The following is a 23,370-nucleotide window of genomic DNA, read 5'->3' as shown; positions in this document are numbered from 1 at the left end:
AGAAACTATTTAAAGACCATGTGGGACTCACTACCTATATGGCGCATGCGCGGGTGAAAGAAATTGGTATTCGCAAAGTACTGGGCGCAAGTGTGCAAAATATCACCACGCTATTATCAAAAGACTTCCTGAAACTGGTCCTTATTTCATTTGCCATTGCAACGCCTGTTGCCTGGTGGTTCATGCATAACTGGCTAACTGCTTTTACCTACCGGGTAACTATTTCGTGGTGGGTTTTTGTAGCAGCAGGTTTTGCATCGGCCGCCATTGCATTCATTACCGTAAGCTTTCAGGCTATAAAAGCGGCCATTGCTAACCCTGTCGTAGCTTTAAAAAATGAGTGATTTTTGGGCTAAAGCTTATCCGGAGATCCCGCGAACTGCGGGATGAAAAGTTTGCGAACCGAATAGGCCGCCCCGAAAGTTTCAATAGTGTCATTTGCGTCATTTCCGTATTTTTATCGCAGACTAACTGTAACCGCAATTGACCAACCGCCAATCATATGATGAACGGGAGTTGCTTTCTCTGATCTCAACCGGTGATGAAACTGCTATGGAAATTGTTTTTCAGCAATATTTTAGCAGGCTTTGCTTTTTTGCCCATAAGCTAACCGGTGGAAATAAAGAAGAAGCAGAAGACATCGCTCAGGAAGCGCTTATGAACTTCTGGATCAATGTGCGCGATAAGGGCGCAACACCCCTGAGCACCCAGGCGTATTTATTTCAAATGGTGCGCAACCGGTGTTATAATTATAATAAACGGGAAAAAATGAAGGCGGGCCGGGAAAACGACCTGTTGCAACTGGCGCCTTTATCGGAAAATGAGGTGGAACAGGCCCTCATACAGGAAGATATCTTTAATAAAATATACCAGCAGTTACTGGCGCTGCCACCCCGGCAGGCTGAAATAATAAGGCTGATCTTTCTGGAAGAACTGGATACCAACGAAATTGCCGAACGGCTGCAGCTCACCCCTAATAATATCCGCAACCACAAGGCCCGCGCCATTGAAACCATCCGCTCCTCGGTGGTAAAAAAAGGCTGGCGAATAATAGTCTCCTTATTTTTTTATTAATTTTTTGTGATGAATTGCCTGTCCCGGTTGACTATCTGATGTGGGCGTGCGGTACCGGTGGTTACAATACAAATTATTGTTATATCAACATTTATGAGTTCGAATAATGAACCCATACTGGGAGTGCTTTACAAAATTCATCAGCAGCAACCGTTAACCCCGGAAGAAGAGGCGTTGTTAAACAACTGGCTCCGGGAAACGGCGGACGCAGCAGGTATACTGGAACAACTCAAAGAAGATAAAGAGCTGGTAGCATACCTGAAAGGGCGGCTCGATCAGGAGAATGAACAACGGGCATTGGAACGGTTCAGGTCAATGGCATTTTCCCACACCGGAAACGCCGAAGTGGAAGCCGCTACTCCCGCAATACAAAAACACCCGCGAAGCCGGTACCTCGTATGGGGTTGGGCTGCGGCCATCCTCGTGATCGCAGTAGCATCGGTAGCCCTTTGGAAAATGGGTAAACCCGTGCACAAAACCGATGCGCCGGTTCTCACCAATAACCAGCAACAGGATGCCCTGCCGGGAAGCGACCGGGCCATATTGACCCTGGCCAGTGGCGAAAAGGTGCTGCTCGACAGCTCCCACAGAAATATTATACAACAGAAGGATTTCAACGTAACTAACCGGGATAATCAGCTTGATTATACAGGCAGCTCTTCCGTGGTGGAAGAACATACCCTGAGCACGCCCCGGGGCGGACAGTATAAATTATTATTACCTGATGGAACAACCGTATGGCTGAATGCAGCTTCGTCTATAACCTATCCTACAGCGTTTACAGGTGATAGTAGAAAGGTAAAAATAACCGGTGAATTATATTTTGAAGTGGCAAAGGATAGCAAAAGGCCATTCCATGTAATGGCGAACGGTATGGAAGTTCAGGTGCTGGGCACCCATTTTAATATCAATGCGTACGATGATGAAAAGGATATTAAAACAACATTGCTGGAGGGGTCGGTAAAGGTTACGAGGGATGCTGCATCAGTTATATTAAGACCCGGCGAACAAACATCCGTATCTCATAAATCCAAGCCATCCCAACCCATCTCAGTTCAGACAGAAGAGGTAATGGCCTGGAAGAACGGCACCTTCTTCTTCAACCGTACGCCTTTTTCGGAAGTGATGCGGCAGTTGTCGCGCTGGTACGATGTTGACGTTATATACGAAAAGGAAATACCCACTATAAATTTTGGCGGAGAAATGAAAAGGGACCTGAATTTATCGCAGGTATTGGAGGGATTTGATAAAATGGGCGTTCAATTCAGGATCGAAGGAAAAAAGCTGATCATTGCCCCATAGCCCTTTCAATCAATGAATGAATTTTTGCTGGCCAGATGAAGACCTGAGCTACAGGCAGGGTGGGCATGCTATGCCCTAAAGAGATCACCTGCACTATACCTATCCTGATTATTACAGAAGTAAATAATAAACCGTAAGGTTTTCACATAAAGCTGTTTAAACAAAAGCCAGTAGTGCAACGAACACTCCTGGCCGGTGTTTGAATTTCAGAAACTAATAGTCCTGACAGACTGCTTCATTAACCCAAACAAAACAAAAGTATGCAAAAAACTGCTGTTACCCGCCGTAGCCCTGGCGAAGGCGGGTGCACCCGCCGAAGGCTCAGCACCAAAACACTGTTAGCTATGAAACTAACTATTCTTTTACTGACCGCAACAGCCCTGCATGTATCGGCCGGCGTGCGATCACAAACCGTAACCTATACCGGTAAAAATGTAATGCTGCAGGAGGTATTCCATGCCGTAAAAAAACAAACCGGTTATACGTTTATTTATAACAGCGATCTTATCGACAAAACAAAACCGTTGAGCATTAGTGTAACCAATATGGTGCTGGAAGCCTTCCTGGCCCGCGTGCTCAACAATCAGCAACTCGATTTTTCTATCAAGAATACCACTGTATTCATCTTCCATCAGCCTTTGCCGGCAACACCTGCACCTAAACAGGTAGCCAGCTCACCACCGCCTGCCGATTCTGTTACGGGAATAATAAAAGATACAGAAGGCCGCCCGTTGCGGGGCGCTTCTATTGTAATTAAAGGAACGGCGTATTCAACCAGCACCAATGCCAAAGGCGCTTTTACCATAAAAGCCGGTGAAGGCGACCTGATGGTGATCTCGTATATAGGGTACGATACCCGCGAGATCAGTATAACAGCTGGGATGATCGCCCAAAAGGCGGTTTCCTTTTCACTTACTGTAAGCAACAACGAATTGAACCAGGTTCAGGTAATTGCTTATGGCACCACCACCAAGCGCATGAATACCGGCGATGTTACTACCATCACTGCAAAAGATATTGAAAAGAACCCGGTTAATAATGTACTGGAAGCCGTACAGGGGCATGCGCCTGGATTATTTGTACAGCAGGTAACGGGGCAACCCGATGGCGCCTTCAATTTGCGGTTGCGCGGGGCCGCTAATTTTCAGGCCGGGGCGCCGCAACCATTGATTGTGGTGGATGGCGTAAGATATCCCGGCGGTACCTTGCCTATGTCGACAAGCAGCTATGGCACCGTTGGTTTTTTGCAGGGTGGCAGCGGGTTGAATTTTATAAATCCGCAGGATATTGAAAGCATTAATATCTTAAAAGATGCAGACGCTACGGCTTTATACGGTTCAAGCGGCGCTTATGGCGTAATACTGATCACTACCAAAAAAGCCAGGCTGGGCGAAGCTTCGTCGTTAAGCGCCAATGTATATACCGGTACGTCGGTGCTGGGCTCAACGGTAAAGCTGATGAACACAGAACAATACCTCACCATTCGCCGGGAAGCCATAAAAAATGATGGGCTCACGGTTACTGCTGCTGATAAAGATCTGAATGGCACCTGGCCCGAAAGTAAGTACAACGATTATAAAAAAGACCTGCTGGGTGGCCGTGCGCAAACCACCAATGCCAGCGTCAATTATATGGGGGGTACCAAATATGCCAGCTACCTCATCAATGCAAGCTTTAAGGACAATGGCAATATTCAACGGCACAAAGGAAAATCGAGAAATGGTTCCATCCGGTTCTCGCTGAATACCAACTCAGCCGACAATAAGCTCAGCTTTTCGATCTCGGGCAGTTATCTCTCGGCTGTGAATAATATGGTGCCTACCGATTTTTCTTCAAGCATTATTTATGCCGCGCCCAACGCACCGGCCCTGTTTTCGCCCGATGGCAGCATTAACTGGGAAACAGGAAGCAATGACCTGGCAGATGATATAAACAGGACCTATAAAAATATCACCAATAACCTGCTGGCCAATTTTACCATGTCGTACAAACCGGTGCAACACCTCACGCTTCGTTCCATTATCGCTTACAGCGAAATTTTCAGCAAGGAGTTTATGGGCTATCCAACCACTACAAAAGCGCCTACCTACGTCAACGCCGCTGCAGAATCCCATAGTGAATTCCATCATTATGATGTGCGCACGGTCACTTTTTCGCCTTATGCAGAGTATAACATCAAGGTGGGAGGCAGGGGCGACCTGGACCTGAAGACCGGGGGCATACTCGACAATCAATTAAAGTATACCGATATGATCCATGGGGTGGGTTTTGCTTCCGATGCATTGCTCAGTAATCCTTCAGCCGGCGCCACCGTTACAGCTGAGTATACCGAAACACCCTACCGGGCGCTGGGATTTCATGCAGTGGCAAAATTTTCGTGGGACCAGAAATATATCATCAACCTGAATGCCAGAAGAGATGGCAGTACAAAGTTTGGCTCGGGAAAGAAGTTCGGCAATTTTGGTTCGGTGGCCCTGGCCTGGATCTTCAGTGAAGAAAAATTGATAAAGGATAATCTCCCATTTTTAAGTTACGGTAAATTAAGGGCCAGCACCGGTGTGGTAGGCGGCGATGCGGTTGGCGATCTTTCCTATTTGCGAACCTATAGTATTATAAATGGGTCGTACCAGGGAAAAAACGGGCTCACCACTTCTTCGCTCACCAATCCAAACCTGAGCTGGGAAAAAAATAAGAACTCCGAGATCGGGCTGGAGCTGGGCTTTTTGAACGGCCGCATTTATGTGGAAGGAAATTTTTACCGGAATATAGCCAGTAACCAGTTGATCAGTATGTCGCTTCCTACAGTGACCGGCTTTAGCGGCTATCCTATTAATTCAGCTGCGCGCATCAGAACAAGCGGCTGGGAGTTGGCGTTAAATACTACCAACGTTAAAACCCGGGATTTCAACTGGTCAACCCGCGTCAATATTTCTATCCCGCGCAGTAAGCTCATAAGGCTACCCGAACACAAGGTGCTTGATAAAGCGTATATCATTAATAAACCGGTGACCGGCGTGCTGTTGTACAAATACGAAGGCATTAATCCGCAAACCGGTTATTACAGTTTTACCGACGCCAGTGGAAAAAAGGATGATTTCGTGGGCGGCCTTACCAACGACGACAAAACCGAATTCCTTGACCTGGCGCCGAAATACTATGGCGGGGTGCAGAACTCATTTTCTTATAAACAATTATCATTCGATTTTTCGATCGCTTACACCAGCCGGGTAGGGAAGAACTTCCTGGCACAAACAGGATATCCTATTGGCTATATAGGCCTCAATGGCGGAACCCAATGGTTGAACCGCTGGCAAAAGCCGGGCGATATAACCGATATGCCCCGGGTAAGTACCGAGCTGTTCAGCCAATGGGCGCGGCATATGTTGTTTCAGGAAAGTACCGGCGCTTACAGCAATGCAACATATGCCCGGTTGCAGAATGTAAGCATACGATATGCCCTGAAACCCGGTTATCTTAAAAGGCTGCACATAAAGGATATGTCGGTATACCTGCAGGGGCAAAACCTGCTTACTGTTTCAAAGTATGGCGGGCTCGATCCCGAAAACCTCGACGCAGCCACCATTCCGCCTATGCGGGTATTCACCGCCGGCATCAATGTATCATTATAAAGCCTGAAAAAATAATACCATGCAATTGAAAATTATATCTCATACGCTTACCATATTGGTATTGTCGGTATCACTGATATCCGGGTGCGAAAAGTACCTCAACAATACACAATTGCCCGCTGGCACCATTGCCGGTGATGATGCTTTTGTTTCTGACAATTCCATCTCTGCCATTGTAACGGGCAGTTATTTCAGCCTGAACGGATCCGGTCCTTTTTCAGGAGGCAGTTCGTCAAACCTGGGAAACCTGATGGGGTTGTTTACCGACGAACTGAAACCGGTGGCTACCAGTAGCGTTACCAATCAGGTATATTATAATGATGCACTTACTACAAAAAATACCGGGTACTGGAGCGATCTGTACAACAAGATCTATGTGGTTAATGCCAACATTGAAGGCATTAAAAGCACACCGGCCTATTTGTATTACAAAGACCAATGGTTGGGCGAGTGTTATTTTTTAAGGGCCTTCCTGTATTTTAACCTGGTGAATATTTATGGTGATGTACCACTGGCGCTCACGAGTGATTTTACCGTGAACAGCAAACTGAGCCGGGCGCCGCAAAGCCAGGTGTACGATCAGATCATTGCAGATTGCCGGATGGCAAAAAGCTTATTGAGCTCTGATTATAAAGATGGTTTTGGTACCACGTCCACTTACCGGGTAAGGCCCAACCGGGCGGTAGCTACTGCGTTGCTGGCCAAGGCCTTTTTATTTGCCGGGAAGTGGGACAGTGCCGAAGTACATGCCGCTGCGCTTATTAATAATGGAGCCTATAAACTGGAAGCCCCGGATCAAACATTTTTAACAGAAAGTAAAGAAACCATTTGGGCGCTGGCAACAAATAATGATGAAAAAACGTACGAATACAGTATGTACAACAATGCCATGCCGGCCACTATAACGCCGCCCGAGGACCTTTCTGCCTGGACGCTGGTAGCCATGAACCCTGCACTCCCCAATGCATTTGAGACAAATGACCAGCGATTTACCAACTGGGTACGGTCAACAACCGTTGCAGCATCTGCCACAACGCCGTCCATCACTTATTATTTCCCTAATAAATATAAATCTGCTACTGGTGGCGCCGAAAAAACGGTATTATTGCGACTGGCCGAAATGTACCTGATACGGGCCGAAGCGCGTGCCCGGCAGGAGAATACCGGGGGTGCCCAGGTCGATCTGAATATGATAAGAACAAGGGCCGGACTGCCGGCAACAACTGCCGGTACCCGTGATGAGCTCATCAGCGCTGTTACTGCCGAAAGAAGGGTGGAATTGTTCACAGAATGTGGGAACCGTTTTTTTGATCTGAAAAGGACCGGCACCATTGATGCAGTAATGACAGTGGCGGCGCAACAGAAAGGAACTACCTGGAAGAGCTATATGTCACTGTGGCCAATTAATCCCGACGATATTATATTAAATACCAATTTAACACCTAATCCCGGTTATTAATATTGTTAAAATTAAAAACAAAAACTTCATTGAAAAAGAACATGATCGTGGCGATGGCACTGCTCCCTTTACTGGCCACCGCACAAAGTACTCCATTTAGTGTAACGGTAAAATTGTCAAAGCTAAAAAATGACTGGAAGGCTTACCTGATTTACCAACAGGATGAAAAGCGAATAATGGATTCTGCAGTTGGTAAAGATGGCATCTGGTCGTTTAAAGGCAACATTACAGAACCTGTTAAAGCCTACCTGGTACTCGATCATACGGGCGCGGGGCCGCAAATGAACAGAACGGCCGATTTAACGGGTGTATACCTCGAAAAAGGAAAGATGGAATTTACCGGTACCGATAATGTGAAACAGGCCACGCTCACCGGCGGCGCCATTAATAAGGAATACGTGCTGTACAAGGCGAAGGTGTTAACCCCGGCGCAGAAGATCATTGATTCGCTGGATGCCCTTTATTTAGCGGCGCCTGCCGAAAAAAAGAATGATGCCGCATTCAGGGATGGCCTTATGAGTGTAGCCGGCCAAACCATGGAAGAAAGGGAAAAACAAAAGTATGCCTACATTCAACAACATCCTGATTCATATATAAGCCTCGATGCGTTGTTGGAAGTTACCAGTGAAAATAATGATCATGAAAAAGCAGCACCGCTTTTCAAAAGTCTTTCTGCCAAAGTACAGGCCACTAAACGGGGTCAAAAACTGGCGAATGATATAGAGGCGCAAAAGGCGCTCGCCATTGGGGCCATGGCGCCTGATTTTACCCAGAATGATGTGAATGACAAGCCGGTGAAATTATCCGATTTCAAAGGCAAATATGTATTGCTCGATTTCTGGGCTTCGTGGTGCGGCCCCTGCCGTAAAGAAAACCCCAATGTGGTGATGGCCTATAATAAATACAAGGATAAAAATTTCACTGTTTTAGGCGTTTCGCTCGACCAGCCCAATAAAAAAGATGCATGGGTGGCAGCCATCAAAAAGGATAGCCTGGAATGGACGCAGGTATCGGACCTGCAATTCTGGGATAATGCGGTAGCCAAAAAATACCTGATCAGGTCAATACCGCAGAACTTTTTGATTGATCCCACGGGTAAGATCATTGGTAAAAATCTGCGTGGTGAAGACCTCGATGCCAAACTGGAAGAACTGTTTGCCGTAAAACAGTAACCGGTTGCTGATATAATTCCAATAAAAAAGGGTCCCGGCATGCCGGGACCTTTTTTTATTGGTCATTGATCAATGTATAGAGCTAGAACTTGTAACTCACAGTTGCCGAGAATTGAGCAGGCGGAATGGGATTGATGCTGTAGTTCTCGTGTACATAAACGTTATACGTGTTGGTAAGGTTCGAAACCTTTGCCAGTACAGCCACTTTTTTGAAAGTATAACCGGCCGACAGATCGATGGTAGTGAAACCGCTTACGAAAATGCGGCGGTCGCGGTAGGTAACCGGATTGGTTTTGGTAACATCGCTGTTCCAGCCGCCAACGCGGTCGCCAATGTAAACGATGGTGGTACCAACTTTCAACCCTTCCAACGCACCTTTTCCAAATGTATAGAAGATGCTTCCGTTGGCCGTGTGGGCCGGGTTATTTACCAGGCGCTCACCGGTTTTAAAACTGCCCACGGTGGTGTCGGTTTTAGTGTAGCGCATATAGTTATAGCTGTAACCGGCTGTAATGTTTAGTCCGTTCAATGGAGATGCGGCCAGGTCTACTTCAACACCATCGCTGGTGGTTTCACCGCCCAGCATTTTGATATTGGTGTTTGAATTTTGCTTGCCATCCAATGTATAAGGAGCTGTTTGCGCCAGGTTGTTATTCTTGATGCGGTAAACAGTAACGTTGGCCGACAGCATGCCATTCATGAACTGGTTCTTTACACCCGCTTCATATTGGTCAATAAGCGAAGGTTTTATCGCTTTGCCATAGATGTCCTGACCGGTATTGGTGCTGAAGGAATTTGAATAGCTTACGAAGAATGAGGTGGAGTTGAATGGTTTGTACACCAGGCCAAAGCGGGGCGAAAAGGCTTTATCGTATCTGGTTACGCCGGTTACTTTAGTGCCATTGGTGAGGTTGGTTGAATCAATACCACGGGTTTCAACATACGCCCATCTTACACCGGCCAGTAAATTGAATGTAGGCGACAGCTTAATGAGGTCCTGTACAAATACGCCAAAACGGTTCACCGGCGCCAGCCGTTCCCTGATGGCGGTAGCTACGGGTATATCGGTACGGGCTGCATATTTTCCCAGGTCCAGCACATTGATAGAGTCGTAGATCTGATTGGTAACGTCATAGTCGTTGTTGAACGTAACGGTGCGGTCAGCGTCGATACCGGTAAGCAGGTTATGCTCAATTTGGCCTGTATTGAATTTTCCGATCAGGTTAAACTGACCGGCATAGAATTTTTCGGTGGTATAAATTCTGCCCAGCGGTCTTTTCCATTTTCCGGTGCTATCGGCCTGTATGCGTTCTACCGCATAGTAATCTCTTTTATAATTCTGGTACGAGTAAGAGGTGTTGATTTTCCAGTTGGCCGACAGCTGATGTTTTAACGTAAGCGTACTGGTTGTTTGCCAGATCTTGTTGTATTGCCAGGGGGTGCCCATAAAACGGGAGCGGGGCACATCGGGAATATTTTTGTCGCCGATGCTGCCAATGCCAAAATCGGGTGTGAATTTATTATAGAGGTAATCGCCTTCTGCTATAATTTCGGTGCGTTTGCCCAGCTTGAACAGCAGGGAAGGGTTTACATAGTACCGGTCGCTGCTAACCTGGTCGCGGAAGCTGCCGGCTTTTTCATACGTGCCATTAACGCGATAAGCTATGGATGAATTAATGGGGCCGTAAATATCGAAAGTGGGTTTGTACAGGTCATAGCTGCCAACGCGCATCGACACTTCACCGCCAAAGTTGAATTTGGGTTGTTTGGTGACCATGTTTACAATACCACCGGGCGCAACCTGTCCGTACAGGATGGCGGCGCTTCCTTTCAGGATCTCTACTTTTTCGAGCGAGCTCATTTCGGGGAGAACGGTTGAGTTGATGCGAAACCCGTTTTTGAACAGGTTGGTGCTACCGAGGGCATAACCGCGGGCGCCAAAGCTTTCCTGCACATTGCCACGGGTTGTTGTAACATACACGCCGTTCACATTGCGGATCACATCGCTCAAACGCAGGGCCTGCTGTTCACGGATCAAGCCCTGATTAATTACGCTCAGGCTTTGGGGAACGTCCATCGGGTTCAGGGCTATTTTACCTGCGTTCACCGGCTGAGTGTTCAAACTTTTGTGCGTGGTTACAATAACTTCATCGAGTTGTTTATGATTTTCGGCCAGGGTAAAATTTACTTCAGCTACTTCATTGGCTTTAACCGTAATGACCTGTTCTTTTGATTCCAGTCCGGCCATGGTCACCAGCAGGGTATATTGACCGGGTTTTATATTCTTCAGGATGTAAGAACCGTTTTCGTTGCTATAGGTGCTGCGGTTGGCGCCTTTCAGCGTAATGGTTACATAAGCCGCAGGTTGTTTATCGGTTGTTTGAATGCTGCCCTGAACAACGCCTGTTTCCTTGTCTTCCGGTAATGCAACAGCCTGGTTGGTTGGTGCAGTCAGCATGGCTGTTTGGGAATAGCTGCCGGTAGAAGCAAGTAAAGCAGTGAGCAATAGGGTGTAAAGTCTGATCACGTTATCGAAATTTTTTGCAAAGAAAAGCCCCGCGAAGCGGGGCCCTGTGCCGTAAGCGGAAATCGAGTTACGCGATCCGGAAAAATTACGTTTTCCGGTTATAAGTGGAACCTAACCGGTTCCAACCCAATTATGTATTAAATGTTTGATAATGAACGCTTCCCGTTGGCAGGCAAGCTGCCCGGACCATTATTATAATGTCCTCATTTCCTGGTCTTCTTCAACTGCAGCCACCCCCTTTATAGCCCTTGCCTTTTGTAAAGTTTCGTGATCGGGAATTTTAACCACCAGCACATTTACTTCGCCCAGCTCATCAACCATTTTAATATTCAGGTTGTTCAATTCGGTCTTTATCGCCTCCACGGCTTGCGCGCCCTGGTCTTGCGCCAGAGAAACAAGATATTGTTTGGTCATAATCATCGTTTTATATTACAGGAATCGATAAAAGAACTATGCAAATTAGTATTTGTTCCCGGTTCCCGGTTTCCAGTTCCCGGGCTTGAATTTCGATCACTTTACAAATTATCGTGTTTCTCAATTCTTTTGCCTGGTAACGGGGAACTGGTAACTGGTAACCGATTTATTTGCAATTGAAAAGACAGAGCCATCCCGATTGTTATAGGGATGGGCCCTGTCGCCGTTTTCACTTTTCACACTATGCGGTTCACATGAATGATATCATGCGGATGCATTTGCTTTACAGCGTTGCCTTATCGCAGTTCAGCAAACCGGATCCATACGTAGGATCATTGCCCGGAACACCGAGGTCAGAAGAAGAAACGATCAGTTTTGCTTTTACCTGCGCCGGTGTAAACAGCGGGAATTTTTGTTTTATCAAGGCCACTGCACCTGCTACATGCGGGCAGGCCATACTGGTGCCCGACAGGGTTTTGTAACTGCTTGCAGGGAATGGGAAAGTTGAATTTATGGAAACACCTGGGGCCACCAGCGTTACTGGGTTCCAGGGTGAGCCATGTGTACCTCTTGACGACCAGGGGGCTATTATTTTATTGATATCAATAGCACCTACTGCAATGGCAAGCGGATGGCTGTTGGCAGGAGCGCCCACATAAGGGAAAGTCGTTGACTGGCCGTTGTTGCCTGCAGCGCATACCACAGTTACGCCGGCATTGGTTAATTGAGTAATAGCATTTTGATAAGCTACCATGGGCGGAACATTGGCTCCAAGGCTCATGGAAACTACTTTCATTCCATTTTGCCGGGCCCAGGTCATACCAGCCAGGATCCAGCTCGTCATACCCGAACCGGCGCTGTTTAACACCTTCACGGCATATAAGGAGGCGGCAGGCGCAACGCCGATCACCCCAATAAAATTATTACGGGCAGCGATGATGCCGGCGCAATGGGTGCCATGGCCGTTATCATCATTATAAGAAGCGAGACCAGGTACAAAACTGGCGCCACCGCTTACACCCAGATCGGCATGAGCGGCGATACCGGTATCAATTACTGCTACCTTAATACCATTGCCTCTGAGCCCTCTGGCCCATGCTGCCGGCGCTTTTACCATGGCAATATTCCACGGTGTAGGCTGCACGGGGAAAAGCTGGGATGGTGTGGGGCGTGCGAAGGGCGAAGTGGTAGGTGTTGGGAATGGATAATCGGTCCGTTGCTGAAGGCCTGTAAACGGGTTACCAGTTCTGGAAAATGCATTACCGCTGGTATTACCCGTGTTGATCCTGGTGTTTGGGTTGCCCAGGAACTGCTGCAGTTGCTCAAAGAAACTTTTTTGTGATTCGGCCTTACCCTGTTCAAAACCCTGTTTGAAATATTCCTGGACCAATTGATAATAAGGGTCCTGTTCGTTTGAAGCTGTTTCAACATCCTGTTGATGTTGATAATCTTCGAGGGTTTCAAAAGCAAACACTTCCACATCTTCTTCAACGGCTAAAACGCGGTTGTCCTGTTTAAGTTCTTCTGCTTTTTGGTCGCTTAAACTAAGAACGGTAGAACCAATGCCATCCAGGTGCAGAACATCTGCCCCGCCAAATTCAGCAGCTGTTGCCATTAATTCTACACCGTTTGCTACGCTGTTGGCATTTACATTCAATATTTGTGATGCGGTTACTGCATCTGTTTTGGAATCAACATAAGTTACGATGTAACGTTTTTCGCCAGATTGTTTTTTTTCTTTCATTGTTGATGTTGTTAAAATGACTACTTCTCTTCTCGTAAGAAGCAACAACGCGCCCTCTATCAAGCCAGGGCAGCCTGCTTGTGATCCCGGCTTGCCGGAACTACTTGCTACAATCTTGCTTAGGGAGCCTTAAGGAGTAATTATTCCTTTACCAATGGGAATAATGGGCAGGGTAAAGGCGGGTGCGGGGCATCGATGCGCCTGAACAGCTGAATGCTCAAATATACGTTTGACTGAATATGATTGGTGACCGTGTTTTAACGGTATTTACAATGTAATATGAATTGAATGTTAATTTGTTGTGATGGGTACACAGTAAGTTTTAAGTGATCAAAATCTGTAACCGATCTTGTAACCCGCGGTTATATTGGGATAAATATGATTCCCGATAGTCCTTGCCGCCGATTGCGACATCTCTACATTGTGAAGCTCTTCTTTATAAACAATATTGTCATGTTCCTCGTTCGAAGCGCCCCTATTTTTTCCTGCGTTTATACTTTATTTCGAGCGAAGCAACGCCGGCGTCTACCATACCCAGTTTGCGCGCCGCTTTTTTGGAAACGTCGATGATGCGGCCGGGGGCAAAGGGGCCGCGGTCGTTGATGGTAACATTTACTGAACGGCCATTGGCGAGGTTGGTCACTTTTACTTTGGTGCCAAAGGGCAGCGTACGATGGGCCGCTGTCATTTTATGCTGGTCGAATCTTTCGCCGCTGGCAGTAGGGCGGCCCTGGAATTTATCGGCATAAAAAGAACCCTTGCCGGTTTCGGTTATTTTGCGGGCACAGGATGAGAAACCGATCAGCATGATAGAGGCAAATAGAACAAAAAGAATTTCTTTTTTCACCGGGAATGATTTTAAAATGATGCGGCAAATATAGTTCCACTATTGTTTTTTACACCCTTTTCCCTACATTTGATCATAGATTAGTATAGAATAGGACAGGTGGTGCGGGAATTTGCTAATATTGATTGCATTGCCATATGAATGATATCTACAAACAGATCTACGAAATGGAAGGGGTGAGCGGGTTGTCGAAACACGATCAATTGGTGAACGGCATACTGAACGCCATTCAGAACAAAGCCCTGCAGCAGGGCGACCTGTTGCCCTCCGTAAACAACCTCATAAATGAATTTGGTTTTGCCCGCGAAACCATTGCCAAGGCCTATAAAGACCTGGTAATGCGCGGCGTAGTGGAATCGAAGAACCGCGTGGGTTTTTTTGTATCCAATACCGATATAAAACAACACCTGCGGGTGGCCCTGGTATTATTTGCCTTTGATGCCTTCCAGGAAACCTTTTATAAAGTGTTCCGCTCAAAGCTGGGCAAGGGCGTGCATATCGACGTCTTCTTCCACCATAATAATATCGACGTGCTCGAAAGTACCATCCAGAACATTCGCGGGCGCTATGGCTTCTATGTGGTGGCGCCCATTCCGCACAAACGTACAGCCGAAATTCTGGAAACCCTGCCGATGGATAAATTCCTGATGATTGACCGGTATGAAAAGATCGCCGGCGATCATTCGTACATAGCACAGGAATTTGACAAGTCGAGTTACCGCGTGTTTGATGAACTGAAAGATACCATCAGGCGCTACAACGCCATGATCTATTACCATCGCCCCGCAGCCGATACGCCTATCGAGATCCTGCATGCCTTCAAATCGTTTGTGAAAACAAATAAAATAAAACACGAGATCAGGACCGAATACATCCCCGGCACGCTTGAAAAAGGAAATGTATATTTTACCATCAATAATACCGAGCTGTGGAGCATGCTGAAAGACTGCAAGCTCAAAAAGCTGAAACCGGGAAAAGATGTAGGCATACTATCACATAACGATGAAGTGGTGAAGGAACTGATCTTTGATGGTATTACCACCTATTCGGCCGACTTTAAAGTAATGGCTGAAAAGGCTGCCGAGTTTGTTTTGACCCGAAAAAAGATCCGCGAAATACTTCCAACCGTCCTTATCCGGCGCAATTCACTGTAACGAGCTTAGTACACCATGAATATAACCGGACTTTGCTGCTTTTTACTTTTCCTGGCGCTGGTTGCCGCCATCTCTATTTACAATACCAGGAAGATGCGGTTGAACACAACGACCGCTTACTTTTTGGGTAACCGCTCCCTGGGTTTCTGGATGGTGGGCTTTTCACTCTTTCTTACCAATATGAGCTGTAATACGCTCATTGGGGAGAACGAATTCGTATATACGAACGATATGAGTGTGATGGGCTGGGGCATGAGCTCTGTGCTGGCCATGCTTATTGTTGCAGAATTCTTTCTACCCGTATACCTGAAAATGGGCGCCATTACAACGCCCGACTTTCTGGGGCAACGCTTTGGGCCCCGGTTAAAAAAGATCGTTTCGCTATTCTTTTTGGCCAGTTATGTGGTTAGTCTTATACCTACCGTGTTGTATGGAAGCGCCGTGGCGCTCAATGGCCTTTTTCATGTAGATGAAGTATTGGGCATTTCCTATTTTGCCGCCATCTGGCTGCTGGTGATTGTAGTGGGCATTGTCGGTTGCTGTTATACGGTATTGGGTGGTTTCAAGGCCATCACTATTTCCGACCTGGTGCAGGGTGCTGCCTTGTTGATAGGGGGTATTCTGTTGCTGGTGTTTGGGTTGCGTTACCTGGGGCAGGGTAGTGTACTGCAGGGTATTGAAACCATATTGGCTTCAAAGAAAGAGCACCTTAATGCCATTGGCAGGCCGCATGATCCCATTCCTTTCGGTACGCTGTTCACGGGCATGTTCCTCATTAACCTGTATTACTGGGGCATGGAGCAATATATTATGCAACAGGCGCTGGCAGCGCGCAGTTTGTCGCAAGGGCAAAAGGGCATTTCCCTGGCTTGTTTGGGCAAATTGTTAGCGCCACTGTTCCTGAACGTACCCGGCCTCATTGCCGTACATGTATATCCGCATTTGAACAATACTGCCACGGTTTTTCCAAAACTGGTGGGTGATGTATTGCCGCCCGCAATAACCGGTTTTATAGCCGCCGTGGTCTTTGGTGCAGCCATCAGCACGTTTAATGCAGGGTTGAACAGCTCGGGCACCCTGTTTATTATGAACCTGTACAAACAATGGCGGCAGCGCGCCGGCGATCGCGAACTGGTGAAGGCGGCCCGCATTTTCCAGATTGCTATAACCGTGGTGGCCATGTGCTTTTCACCGTTTATCAGCCATTTCAGCGGCGGGTTCTATTATTATATCCAGAAAATGTCGAGCTTCTTCAGCGTGCCGGTATTTACGGTAATGATCGTGGGTTTTTGCACAAAGCGGGTGTCGGAAAGGACCGCTACAACCGGATTGTTGTTTTTTATAACCACTTATATGTTGAGCCAGCTGGTGTTTGATTTGCCAATTCATTACCTGCATGTATTGGGTATTCTGTTTGTGGCAACGGTGGGGTTGATGTTGTTGATAGCCCGGTACAAACCCATGGCCACGCCCTATATTCCAAAGGACACAGCGATGGTTGAGCTAAAACCCTGGCGCAACCGGCATTGGTTCTTCGCGCTGTTGCTGGCGCTGATGGCCGGCGCCTTTGTATTATTTTCAAAAGCAGGGATCGCCCAATAAAAATCACCATTATAAAATACCCAACCATGTTCATTTGGTCACTATTAAACAAGCAATGCATCATTGTGCTTACTGCAATAGGGATGTGTTTGACAACTGTTGCAGCAATGGGAGCGCCTGTTGGCGAAAATGATACGCTGGTGACAATACCATTCGGAAAGAATAATGTGCTCAAGGTGAATCTGAAAAGAGGTACCTGGGATGTGTTATGCAATGGCAAGCCTGTTATAACCGACGCCTGTGCTACTTATAAAGGGAGGAAAATAATTACCAGCAACAATGCCGGTGCGGGCAAATATGCTGCAGGCGGCGATGGACATGGTTTTGGAATTGGAAAACAAAATATACATAGTGTAACATGGGTAAGTGAAGGCATGCGCGTGACACAAACATTTATATTAAAACCGGGACGCGATTTTTTTATTACCTGGGTAAGCGTTGCAGGCCCGGAAGCTGCAGCCAATTATATTTCACCAATGAGCAATGGAACGGTGATAGTGAAAGACACCGGTGACAACCGCGCATTGTTTGTGCCCTTCGATAATGATATGTGGGTGCGCTATAATGCACAACCGGTGGCGCAGGCCAGTTTCACCGGCAGCGAGGTTACGGCCATCTATAATAACGACACCTACCGCGGGCTGGTAATTGGTTCTTTGGAACATGATAGTTGGAAAACCGGTATCACTGTACAACACACCGCCAATAACGCCGTATCGGTGACTGCTTTTGGCGGGTTAACCGATGGCAACCTCACACACGATAAAATTCCTCATGGCGCTGTAGCCATTGGAGATACAAATTGTACCTCACCCTGTATAATGGTGGGCATGTTCAGCGACTGGCGCATGGGTATGGAGCAATATGCCACCTTAAGCACCGCATTCAATGAACAGGTCATTGCCCCCTGGAAAAAAGCCACGCCTATGGGCTGGAACAGCTGGGGAGCGTTGCAAACCAAACTCACGCTCGATAAAGCAAAAGGTGTTATTGATTTCTTCAGCGATTCCTGCAACCGGTTCCGCAATGCCGATAGCACCTTGTATATTGACCTCGATTCTTTTTGGGACAATCTGGTCAAAGGCGGGTTAGATGGTGATGTAACCCAATTACAGACCTTCGTGCAATATTGCAAAAGCAAACATGTGAAGCCAGGTGTTTACTGGGCGCCATTTACCGATTGGGGCAAGAACGATCGTAAAATGGAAGGTTCCAACTATACCTATGCGCAGGCCTGGTTAAAGCAAAATGGCAAACCCGTGGAAGTGGATGGGGCGCTGGCGCTGGATGCCACGCATCCCGGAACAAAAGCCCGCATAGCCTGGTACCTCGGCCATTTGAAAAAGCTGGGTTTTGAAATGATCAAGATCGACTTCCTGGGGCATGGAGCTTTAGAGAGCGATCATTTTTATGATGCGTCAATAACGACAGGTATGCAGGCTTACCGCATGGGAATGGAATATGTAGACAGTGTGCTTGACAATTCCATGCTGGTGTATGCAGCCATTTCGCCCACTATGGCCACGGCTCCCTATGTACATATGCGCCGTATTGCCTGCGATGCATTCAGTGCCATAGATAATACCGAATATACTTTGAACAGTACCGGCTATGGCTGGTGGCAAAGCCATTTGTATAATTATGTAGATGCCGATCATGTGGTGTTCAACCGCGAAAGCGAGGGGGCGAACCGGGCCCGGTTCGCAGCTGCCCTGGTTACCGGTACGCTCATCACTGGTGATGATTATTCAGAGCAGGGCCCCTGGTCAAAGGCCGCTGCCCGCTGGCTGCAGAACAAAGACCTGTTGAATATTATAAAAGACGGCCATAGCTTTCGGCCGCTTGAAGCCAATACCAATAACAAGGGGGTAGAACTGTTTGTAAAAACTGTTGGCGTCAAAACATATGTTGCCCTGTTTAATTTTAGCAACAGCGCGCGTGCGTATGCCATATCGTTAGCCAGGTTGGGGCTCAATGATAAGATGAAATTACAGGCCACAGCGTTGTTTTCCGGTTCTAAAAGTACCTGGGCGGCCCCGGTGAAAATTACGGTGCCGCCTTCCGATGCCATGATCTATGTAATTACTTCTGGTGGGAAATAATTAATTTCCCATTTTTGTTCGGATAAAATAACTTTATATTTGTACTAGTACAGAATAGGACAGATAAAACTGCCATATATGAAAAAAGGAATTCAGCTAACGATTGTTCTTGTTTCCCTGTTTTTTCTCCCGAACGCCCTGCAGGCGCAATTGCGATTACCCAAAATTTTTGGCGACAGCATGGTGCTGCAACGCAACGCCCCCATAAAGATCTGGGGCTGGGCAACACCCGGTGAAACCATTCGTATTAAATTCCATAATCAGCAACACGTAGCGCAGGCCGGTCCTACTGGTAGCTTTACGGCGGTGCTGGCGCCTGAACCGGTTGGTGGGCCTTACGTATTGCAGGTGCAGGAAAAAACAACCATTACGCTGCGTGGCATTCTTATGGGCGACATTTGGGTATGTTCAGGCCAGTCGAATATGGAAATGCCCCTGAACGGTTGGGGACAGGTGCTGAATTTTGAGCAGGAAATAGCTACAGCAAAATATCCCGCCATCCGGTTATTCACTGTTGAAAAAGATGTACAGGGGCAACCCGCTGAAGATATAAAAGGCGGAACCTGGCAAACCTGTAGCCCGCAACATATACCGCTGTTTTCGGCAGTGGGCTATTTCTTTGGCCGCACCCTGCATCAACAACTGCATATTCCCATTGGCCTCATTAGCACCAACTGGGGTGGAACCGATATAGAAAGCTGGATCAGCAGGACCGGTTTTGAAAAAGAACCCTATTATGATTGGTTACTTCAATTGGCCCCCGAAAAAAGCACCGAAGAGCTCATTGCCATAAAAGATAAACAACTGCAGGATTACCTGGTGGCCAATCAATTGAATGATATCGATACCAGCACGCTGAGTCAATGGCCGGCAACGGAACTCGATGACAGCAAATGGCGGCCCATGAATGTGCCGGGCTTATGGGAAAGCCAGCAACCCGGACCAAAATTCGATGGCGTGATCTGGTTGCGCAAAGAGATCATGATCGATGAAACCGACGCCGGCAAACCGGCCGTATTGAAGCTGGCCATGATCGATGACAATGATATAACCTATGTTAACGGCATACAGGTGGGTGGCATACATGGCTATAATGTACCCCGGGTATATAACATCAACAACGGTGTGTTGAAAAAAGGAAAAAATGTTATTGCCGTGCGGGTTGAAGATACCGGTGGCGGCGGCGGCATTTACGGCGAACCGGCCGATTGTTCACTGACGATTGAAGGCAAAACAATCGCGCTCAGCGGTCAATGGAAATACCGCATGGAATCGGTGTTAATGAACAAAGGGGTTGGACCCAACGATTATCCGTCTATCTTATATAACGCTATGGTTAATCCGCTGGTGAAGCTGCCTGTAAAAGGGGCCATCTGGTACCAGGGTGAAAACAATGCCGGCCGCGCAGTTGAATACCGCAAGGCAATGCCGCTGCTCATTAATGACTGGCGCAAACAGTGGCAACAACCTGCTATGCCTTTTTATTTTGTACAGCTTACCAGTTATAATGCCGGTAATGGCAACAGCAACCAGGGCAGCAACTGGGCCGAATTACGCGAGGCGCAAACAATGGCCGCTTCATTGCCGAATGCGGGCATGGCGGTTACCATTGATGTGGGCGACCCCAAAGATATTCATCCCCGTAATAAACAGGAAGTGGGTAAAAGACTTGCCGGTTTGGCCTTACAAAAAACATATGGGATCAATAAAGTGGTGTCGGGACCAGTTTACAAAAGCATGCAGGTGCAGGGAAACCGCATCGTACTACAATTTGTAAATACCGGAAAAGGCTTAACGGCACAACCTGTTGCCAACAGTGAGTTGGCGGGTTTTGAAATAGCTGGCGCCGATCAGCATTTTTATGCGGCAAAAGCCACCATTTCAGGGAATACCGTAATAGTATCAGCCCCGGAAGTGGCGAAGCCTGTTGCGGTACGCTATGCCTGGGCCGATGATGACAGCAAGGCAAATTTGTTTAATAAAGACAATTATCCCGCAGCGCCTTTCCGTACCGACAACTGGAAATCGATCACGGAGGGAAAAAAATATGCACCTCAATTGATACAACAATAATTTAATAGTTAACCTGTAACACCCAATACGTACCATGCAAAAGCCCATGAGCGGATTGACCTGCCTGACCGTTATAACCTTATTCTTCCTTGTACAACAGCATGCATTTTCCCAGAATATAACTATACCTGTAGAAACACAGCACAATGCCCTGGTATTACAAACCAATAGCAGTAATAACGTGGGTATTGTTTACCTGGGGCCTAAATTGACCGATAAAAAAGAATACGAGGCCATAACGGCCATGTACAAACAAACCACTGAATATACCGGTGTAGCCAATGCCGCCTATGCAGCTTCCGGTTCCCGCAATTTGTTTGAACCGGCGATTACCGTAACCCATGCCGACGGCAATACATCACTCGATCTGCAATATGTGCGGCATGAAACAACAAAGCTCGATGAAAATACTTCCCTGATAACTGTGTTGTTAAAAGACCCGGTGTATGATCTGGAAGTGAAGTTGAACTATAAGACCTTTTTCAACGAAGATGTAATGGAACAATGGAGCGAGATCAGGAATAATGAGAAGGGCAATGTAGTGCTTCAGAAATTTGCTTCAGCCGGTTTGTACCTGAAAGCGCAAAGCTTCTGGCTGCGTCAATACCATGGCGATTGGGCAAAAGAAATGCAGCCGGAAGAGAGCAGGCTTACCCATGGCATAAAAACGCTCGATTCAAAACTGGGTACCCGTGCCGATCTGTTTCAACCACCCGTGTTTATGATCTCGTTAGATAAACCTGCTACGGAAGACGAGGGCGCCGTTTTATATGGGGCGCTGGAATGGAGCGGCAATTTCCGCATCGACCTTGAACTCGATAACCAGGACAACCTGCGCATAATGGCCGGTATCAACAACCATGCATCTCCCTATACCTTACAACCCGGCGAAACATTTACCACCCCGGCATTTTTATCGGTTTTGTCGTACCAGGGAAAAGGCGATGCAAGCCGCAAACTGCAAGCCTGGGCGCGTAATTACAGGCTGCTCGATGGAAAAGGTTCAAGACTTACCTTATTGAATAACTGGGAGGCCACTTATTTCGATTTCAACGAAACGCGGTTAAAAGCCCTGTTGAAAGATACCAAAGCGTTGGGCGTGGATATGTTTTTGCTCGATGATGGCTGGTTCGCCAATAAATACCCGCGCAATAATGATGATGCCGGTTTGGGCGACTGGCAGGAAAATAAATCAAAATTGCCGAATGGCATCGCATCGCTTGTTAGTGAAGCACAGAACAATGGGGTGAAATTCGGGATTTGGGTAGAACCGGAAATGGTAAACCCACGCAGTGAGTTATACGAAAAGCATCCCGATTGGGTGGTAAAGCAACCGAACCGGAAGGAATATTATTTCAGGAACCAGTTGGTGCTTGACCTCAGCAATCCGCAGGTGCAGGAATTTGTTTTCAATACCATTGATAACCTGTTTACAAAAAATCCAAAGCTCGCGTATATAAAATGGGATTGCAATGCAGTGGTGTACAATGCATATTCAGCCCATTTAACCAACCAATCGCATTTTTATATTCAGTATGTGCAGGGCTTGTATTCAGTATTGCAAAAGCTCCGGAAAAAATACCCAACCGTGCCCATGATGTTGTGCTCGGGTGGGGGCGGCCGTGTTGACTATGCGGCCCTGCAGTATTTTACCGAGTTCTGGCCAAGCGATAATACCGACCCATTGGAACGCATCTACATGCAATGGGAATATTCTTATTTCTATCCTGCCATCAGTTCAAGCAACCATGTGACCGATTGGGGCAGGCAACCCATCAAATACCGAACGGATGTAGCCATGATGGGTAAGCTGGGTTTTGATATTGTAGTGAGCAAGCTGAATGAGAAAGACCTGCGGTTCTGCCAGGAAGCGCTTAAAACGTATACTACCATTAAGCCCATCATCTGGCAGGGCAATCAATACCGGTTGCAGGATCCTGTTGGCAATTCGGTTGCATCAATCCTGTATCTCGATGCGCAACAATCGGCCGGCGTCATCTTCAACTATCTGGTGAATAACCGGTACGGGGCGGCGAGTGAACGGCCCATCCGCCTGAAAGGCCTTGACCCTAAAAAGAAATACCAGCTTAAAGAATTAAATATCTATCCGGGTACCCTGTCAACCATCAACAGCGATAAAACGTACACGGGCGAATTCCTGATGACTGTTGGCTTTAACCCCGATGCACGGGCCAACCGTACCAGTGTGGTGTTGGAATTGAAGGCGGTGGAGTAACAAGACCGGTCAACATATAGCATGCAATAACAGGC

At 47.2% G+C, this 23,370-nt stretch carries 15 protein-coding genes; 11 read left to right on the top strand and 4 right to left on the bottom strand.

Features of this window, described 5'->3' with window-relative positions; translation table 11 throughout:
* Nucleotides 1-20: 20 nt before the first annotated feature.
* The 6 genes from A3860_RS39440 to A3860_RS39415 all read left to right on the top strand — a co-directional run bounded on the left by A3860_RS39440 (nt 21) and on the right by A3860_RS39415 (nt 8,636).
* Nucleotides 21-344, top strand: a complete 324-nt coding sequence (locus tag A3860_RS39440; protein ID WP_158085501.1) for an ABC transporter permease — start codon at nt 21-23, stop codon at nt 342-344.
* Nucleotides 345-483: 139 nt separating this feature from the next.
* Nucleotides 484-1,074, top strand: a complete 591-nt coding sequence (locus A3860_RS39435; protein WP_081156090.1) for an RNA polymerase sigma factor — start codon at nt 484-486, stop codon at nt 1,072-1,074.
* Between the two features lie 93 nt (nt 1,075-1,167).
* Nucleotides 1,168-2,376: a FecR family protein gene (locus A3860_RS39430; protein ID WP_081156089.1), complete on the top strand. Its 1,209-nt coding sequence runs from the start codon at nt 1,168-1,170 to the stop codon at nt 2,374-2,376.
* A 260-nt stretch (nt 2,377-2,636) separates the two neighbouring features.
* Nucleotides 2,637-6,005, top strand: coding sequence for a SusC/RagA family TonB-linked outer membrane protein (locus A3860_RS39425; protein ID WP_081156088.1), 3,369 nt, complete (start codon nt 2,637-2,639; stop codon nt 6,003-6,005).
* Nucleotides 6,006-6,024: 19 nt separating this feature from the next.
* Nucleotides 6,025-7,464, top strand: a complete 1,440-nt coding sequence (locus tag A3860_RS39420) for a RagB/SusD family nutrient uptake outer membrane protein (RefSeq protein WP_081156087.1) — start codon at nt 6,025-6,027, stop codon at nt 7,462-7,464.
* A gap of 29 nt (nt 7,465-7,493) precedes the next feature.
* Complete coding sequence (locus A3860_RS39415) at nt 7,494-8,636, top strand: TlpA disulfide reductase family protein (protein ID WP_081156277.1); 1,143 nt, start codon at nt 7,494-7,496, stop codon at nt 8,634-8,636.
* An 82-nt stretch (nt 8,637-8,718) separates the two neighbouring features.
* Here the strand turns inward: A3860_RS39415 and A3860_RS39410 are convergent, their stop codons facing one another.
* The 4 genes from A3860_RS39410 to A3860_RS39395 form a co-directional block, all read right to left on the bottom strand.
* Nucleotides 8,719-11,163: a TonB-dependent receptor gene (locus A3860_RS39410; RefSeq protein ID WP_245843724.1), complete on the bottom strand. Its 2,445-nt coding sequence runs from the start codon at nt 11,161-11,163 to the stop codon at nt 8,719-8,721.
* 192 nt (nt 11,164-11,355) lie between these two features.
* Entirely contained in the window at nt 11,356-11,577 is a 222-nt protein-coding gene (locus A3860_RS39405; protein WP_081156086.1) for a hypothetical protein, read from the bottom strand.
* A gap of 283 nt (nt 11,578-11,860) precedes the next feature.
* Complete coding sequence (locus tag A3860_RS39400; protein WP_081156085.1) at nt 11,861-13,321, bottom strand: S8 family peptidase; 1,461 nt, start codon at nt 13,319-13,321, stop codon at nt 11,861-11,863.
* Between the two features lie 475 nt (nt 13,322-13,796).
* Complete coding sequence (locus tag A3860_RS39395) at nt 13,797-14,168, bottom strand: septal ring lytic transglycosylase RlpA family protein (RefSeq protein WP_245843723.1); 372 nt, start codon at nt 14,166-14,168, stop codon at nt 13,797-13,799.
* 137 nt (nt 14,169-14,305) lie between these two features.
* On the opposite strand from A3860_RS39395, the gene A3860_RS39390 reads away from it, so the two are divergent.
* The 5 genes from A3860_RS39390 to A3860_RS39370 all read left to right on the top strand — a co-directional run bounded on the left by A3860_RS39390 (nt 14,306) and on the right by A3860_RS39370 (nt 23,335).
* A complete protein-coding gene (locus A3860_RS39390; RefSeq protein WP_081156084.1) occupies nt 14,306-15,322 on the top strand; it encodes a winged helix-turn-helix domain-containing protein in 1,017 nt (338 codons plus the stop codon).
* A gap of 15 nt (nt 15,323-15,337) precedes the next feature.
* Nucleotides 15,338-16,924, top strand: coding sequence for a solute:sodium symporter family transporter (locus A3860_RS39385; protein WP_081156083.1), 1,587 nt, complete (start codon nt 15,338-15,340; stop codon nt 16,922-16,924).
* A 26-nt stretch (nt 16,925-16,950) separates the two neighbouring features.
* Nucleotides 16,951-19,026 carry an alpha-galactosidase gene (locus A3860_RS39380; protein WP_143774482.1) on the top strand — a complete coding sequence of 692 codons (2,076 nt, stop codon included), beginning with the start codon at nt 16,951-16,953 and terminating at the stop codon, nt 19,024-19,026.
* A gap of 78 nt (nt 19,027-19,104) precedes the next feature.
* Nucleotides 19,105-21,099, top strand: a complete 1,995-nt coding sequence (locus A3860_RS39375; protein WP_081156081.1) for a sialate O-acetylesterase — start codon at nt 19,105-19,107, stop codon at nt 21,097-21,099.
* A 34-nt stretch (nt 21,100-21,133) separates the two neighbouring features.
* The gene (locus A3860_RS39370; RefSeq protein WP_081156080.1) at nt 21,134-23,335 is read left to right on the top strand and encodes an alpha-galactosidase; all 2,202 of its coding nucleotides are present in this window, start codon (nt 21,134-21,136) and stop codon (nt 23,333-23,335) included.
* The last annotated feature ends 35 nt before the right edge of the window (nt 23,336-23,370 follow it).

This window comes from Niastella vici, assembly GCF_002077945.1.
GTDB classification, from domain to species: domain Bacteria; phylum Bacteroidota; class Bacteroidia; order Chitinophagales; family Chitinophagaceae; genus Niastella; species Niastella vici.
The sequence above is the reverse complement of the archived record's forward strand: the minus strand, read 5'-3'. Positions and strand labels throughout refer to the sequence as shown.

What these genes read in the sequence shown, in the direction of transcription:
- A3860_RS39400 (WP_081156085.1), bottom strand. Translation starts at nt 13,321, where the DNA reads ATGAAAGAAAAAAAACAATCTGGCGAAAAACGTTACATCGTAACTTAT.
- A3860_RS39420 (WP_081156087.1), top strand. Translation starts at nt 6,025, where the DNA reads ATGCAATTGAAAATTATATCTCATACGCTTACCATATTGGTATTGTCG.
- A3860_RS39385 (WP_081156083.1), top strand. Translation starts at nt 15,338, where the DNA reads ATGAATATAACCGGACTTTGCTGCTTTTTACTTTTCCTGGCGCTGGTT.
- A3860_RS39370 (WP_081156080.1), top strand. Translation starts at nt 21,134, where the DNA reads ATGCAAAAGCCCATGAGCGGATTGACCTGCCTGACCGTTATAACCTTA.
- A3860_RS39375 (WP_081156081.1), top strand. Translation starts at nt 19,105, where the DNA reads ATGAAAAAAGGAATTCAGCTAACGATTGTTCTTGTTTCCCTGTTTTTT.
- A3860_RS39425 (WP_081156088.1), top strand. Translation starts at nt 2,637, where the DNA reads ATGCAAAAAACTGCTGTTACCCGCCGTAGCCCTGGCGAAGGCGGGTGC.
- A3860_RS39405 (WP_081156086.1), bottom strand. Translation starts at nt 11,577, where the DNA reads ATGACCAAACAATATCTTGTTTCTCTGGCGCAAGACCAGGGCGCGCAA.
- A3860_RS39430 (WP_081156089.1), top strand. Translation starts at nt 1,168, where the DNA reads ATGAGTTCGAATAATGAACCCATACTGGGAGTGCTTTACAAAATTCAT.
- A3860_RS39380 (WP_143774482.1), top strand. Translation starts at nt 16,951, where the DNA reads ATGTTCATTTGGTCACTATTAAACAAGCAATGCATCATTGTGCTTACT.
- A3860_RS39390 (WP_081156084.1), top strand. Translation starts at nt 14,306, where the DNA reads ATGAATGATATCTACAAACAGATCTACGAAATGGAAGGGGTGAGCGGG.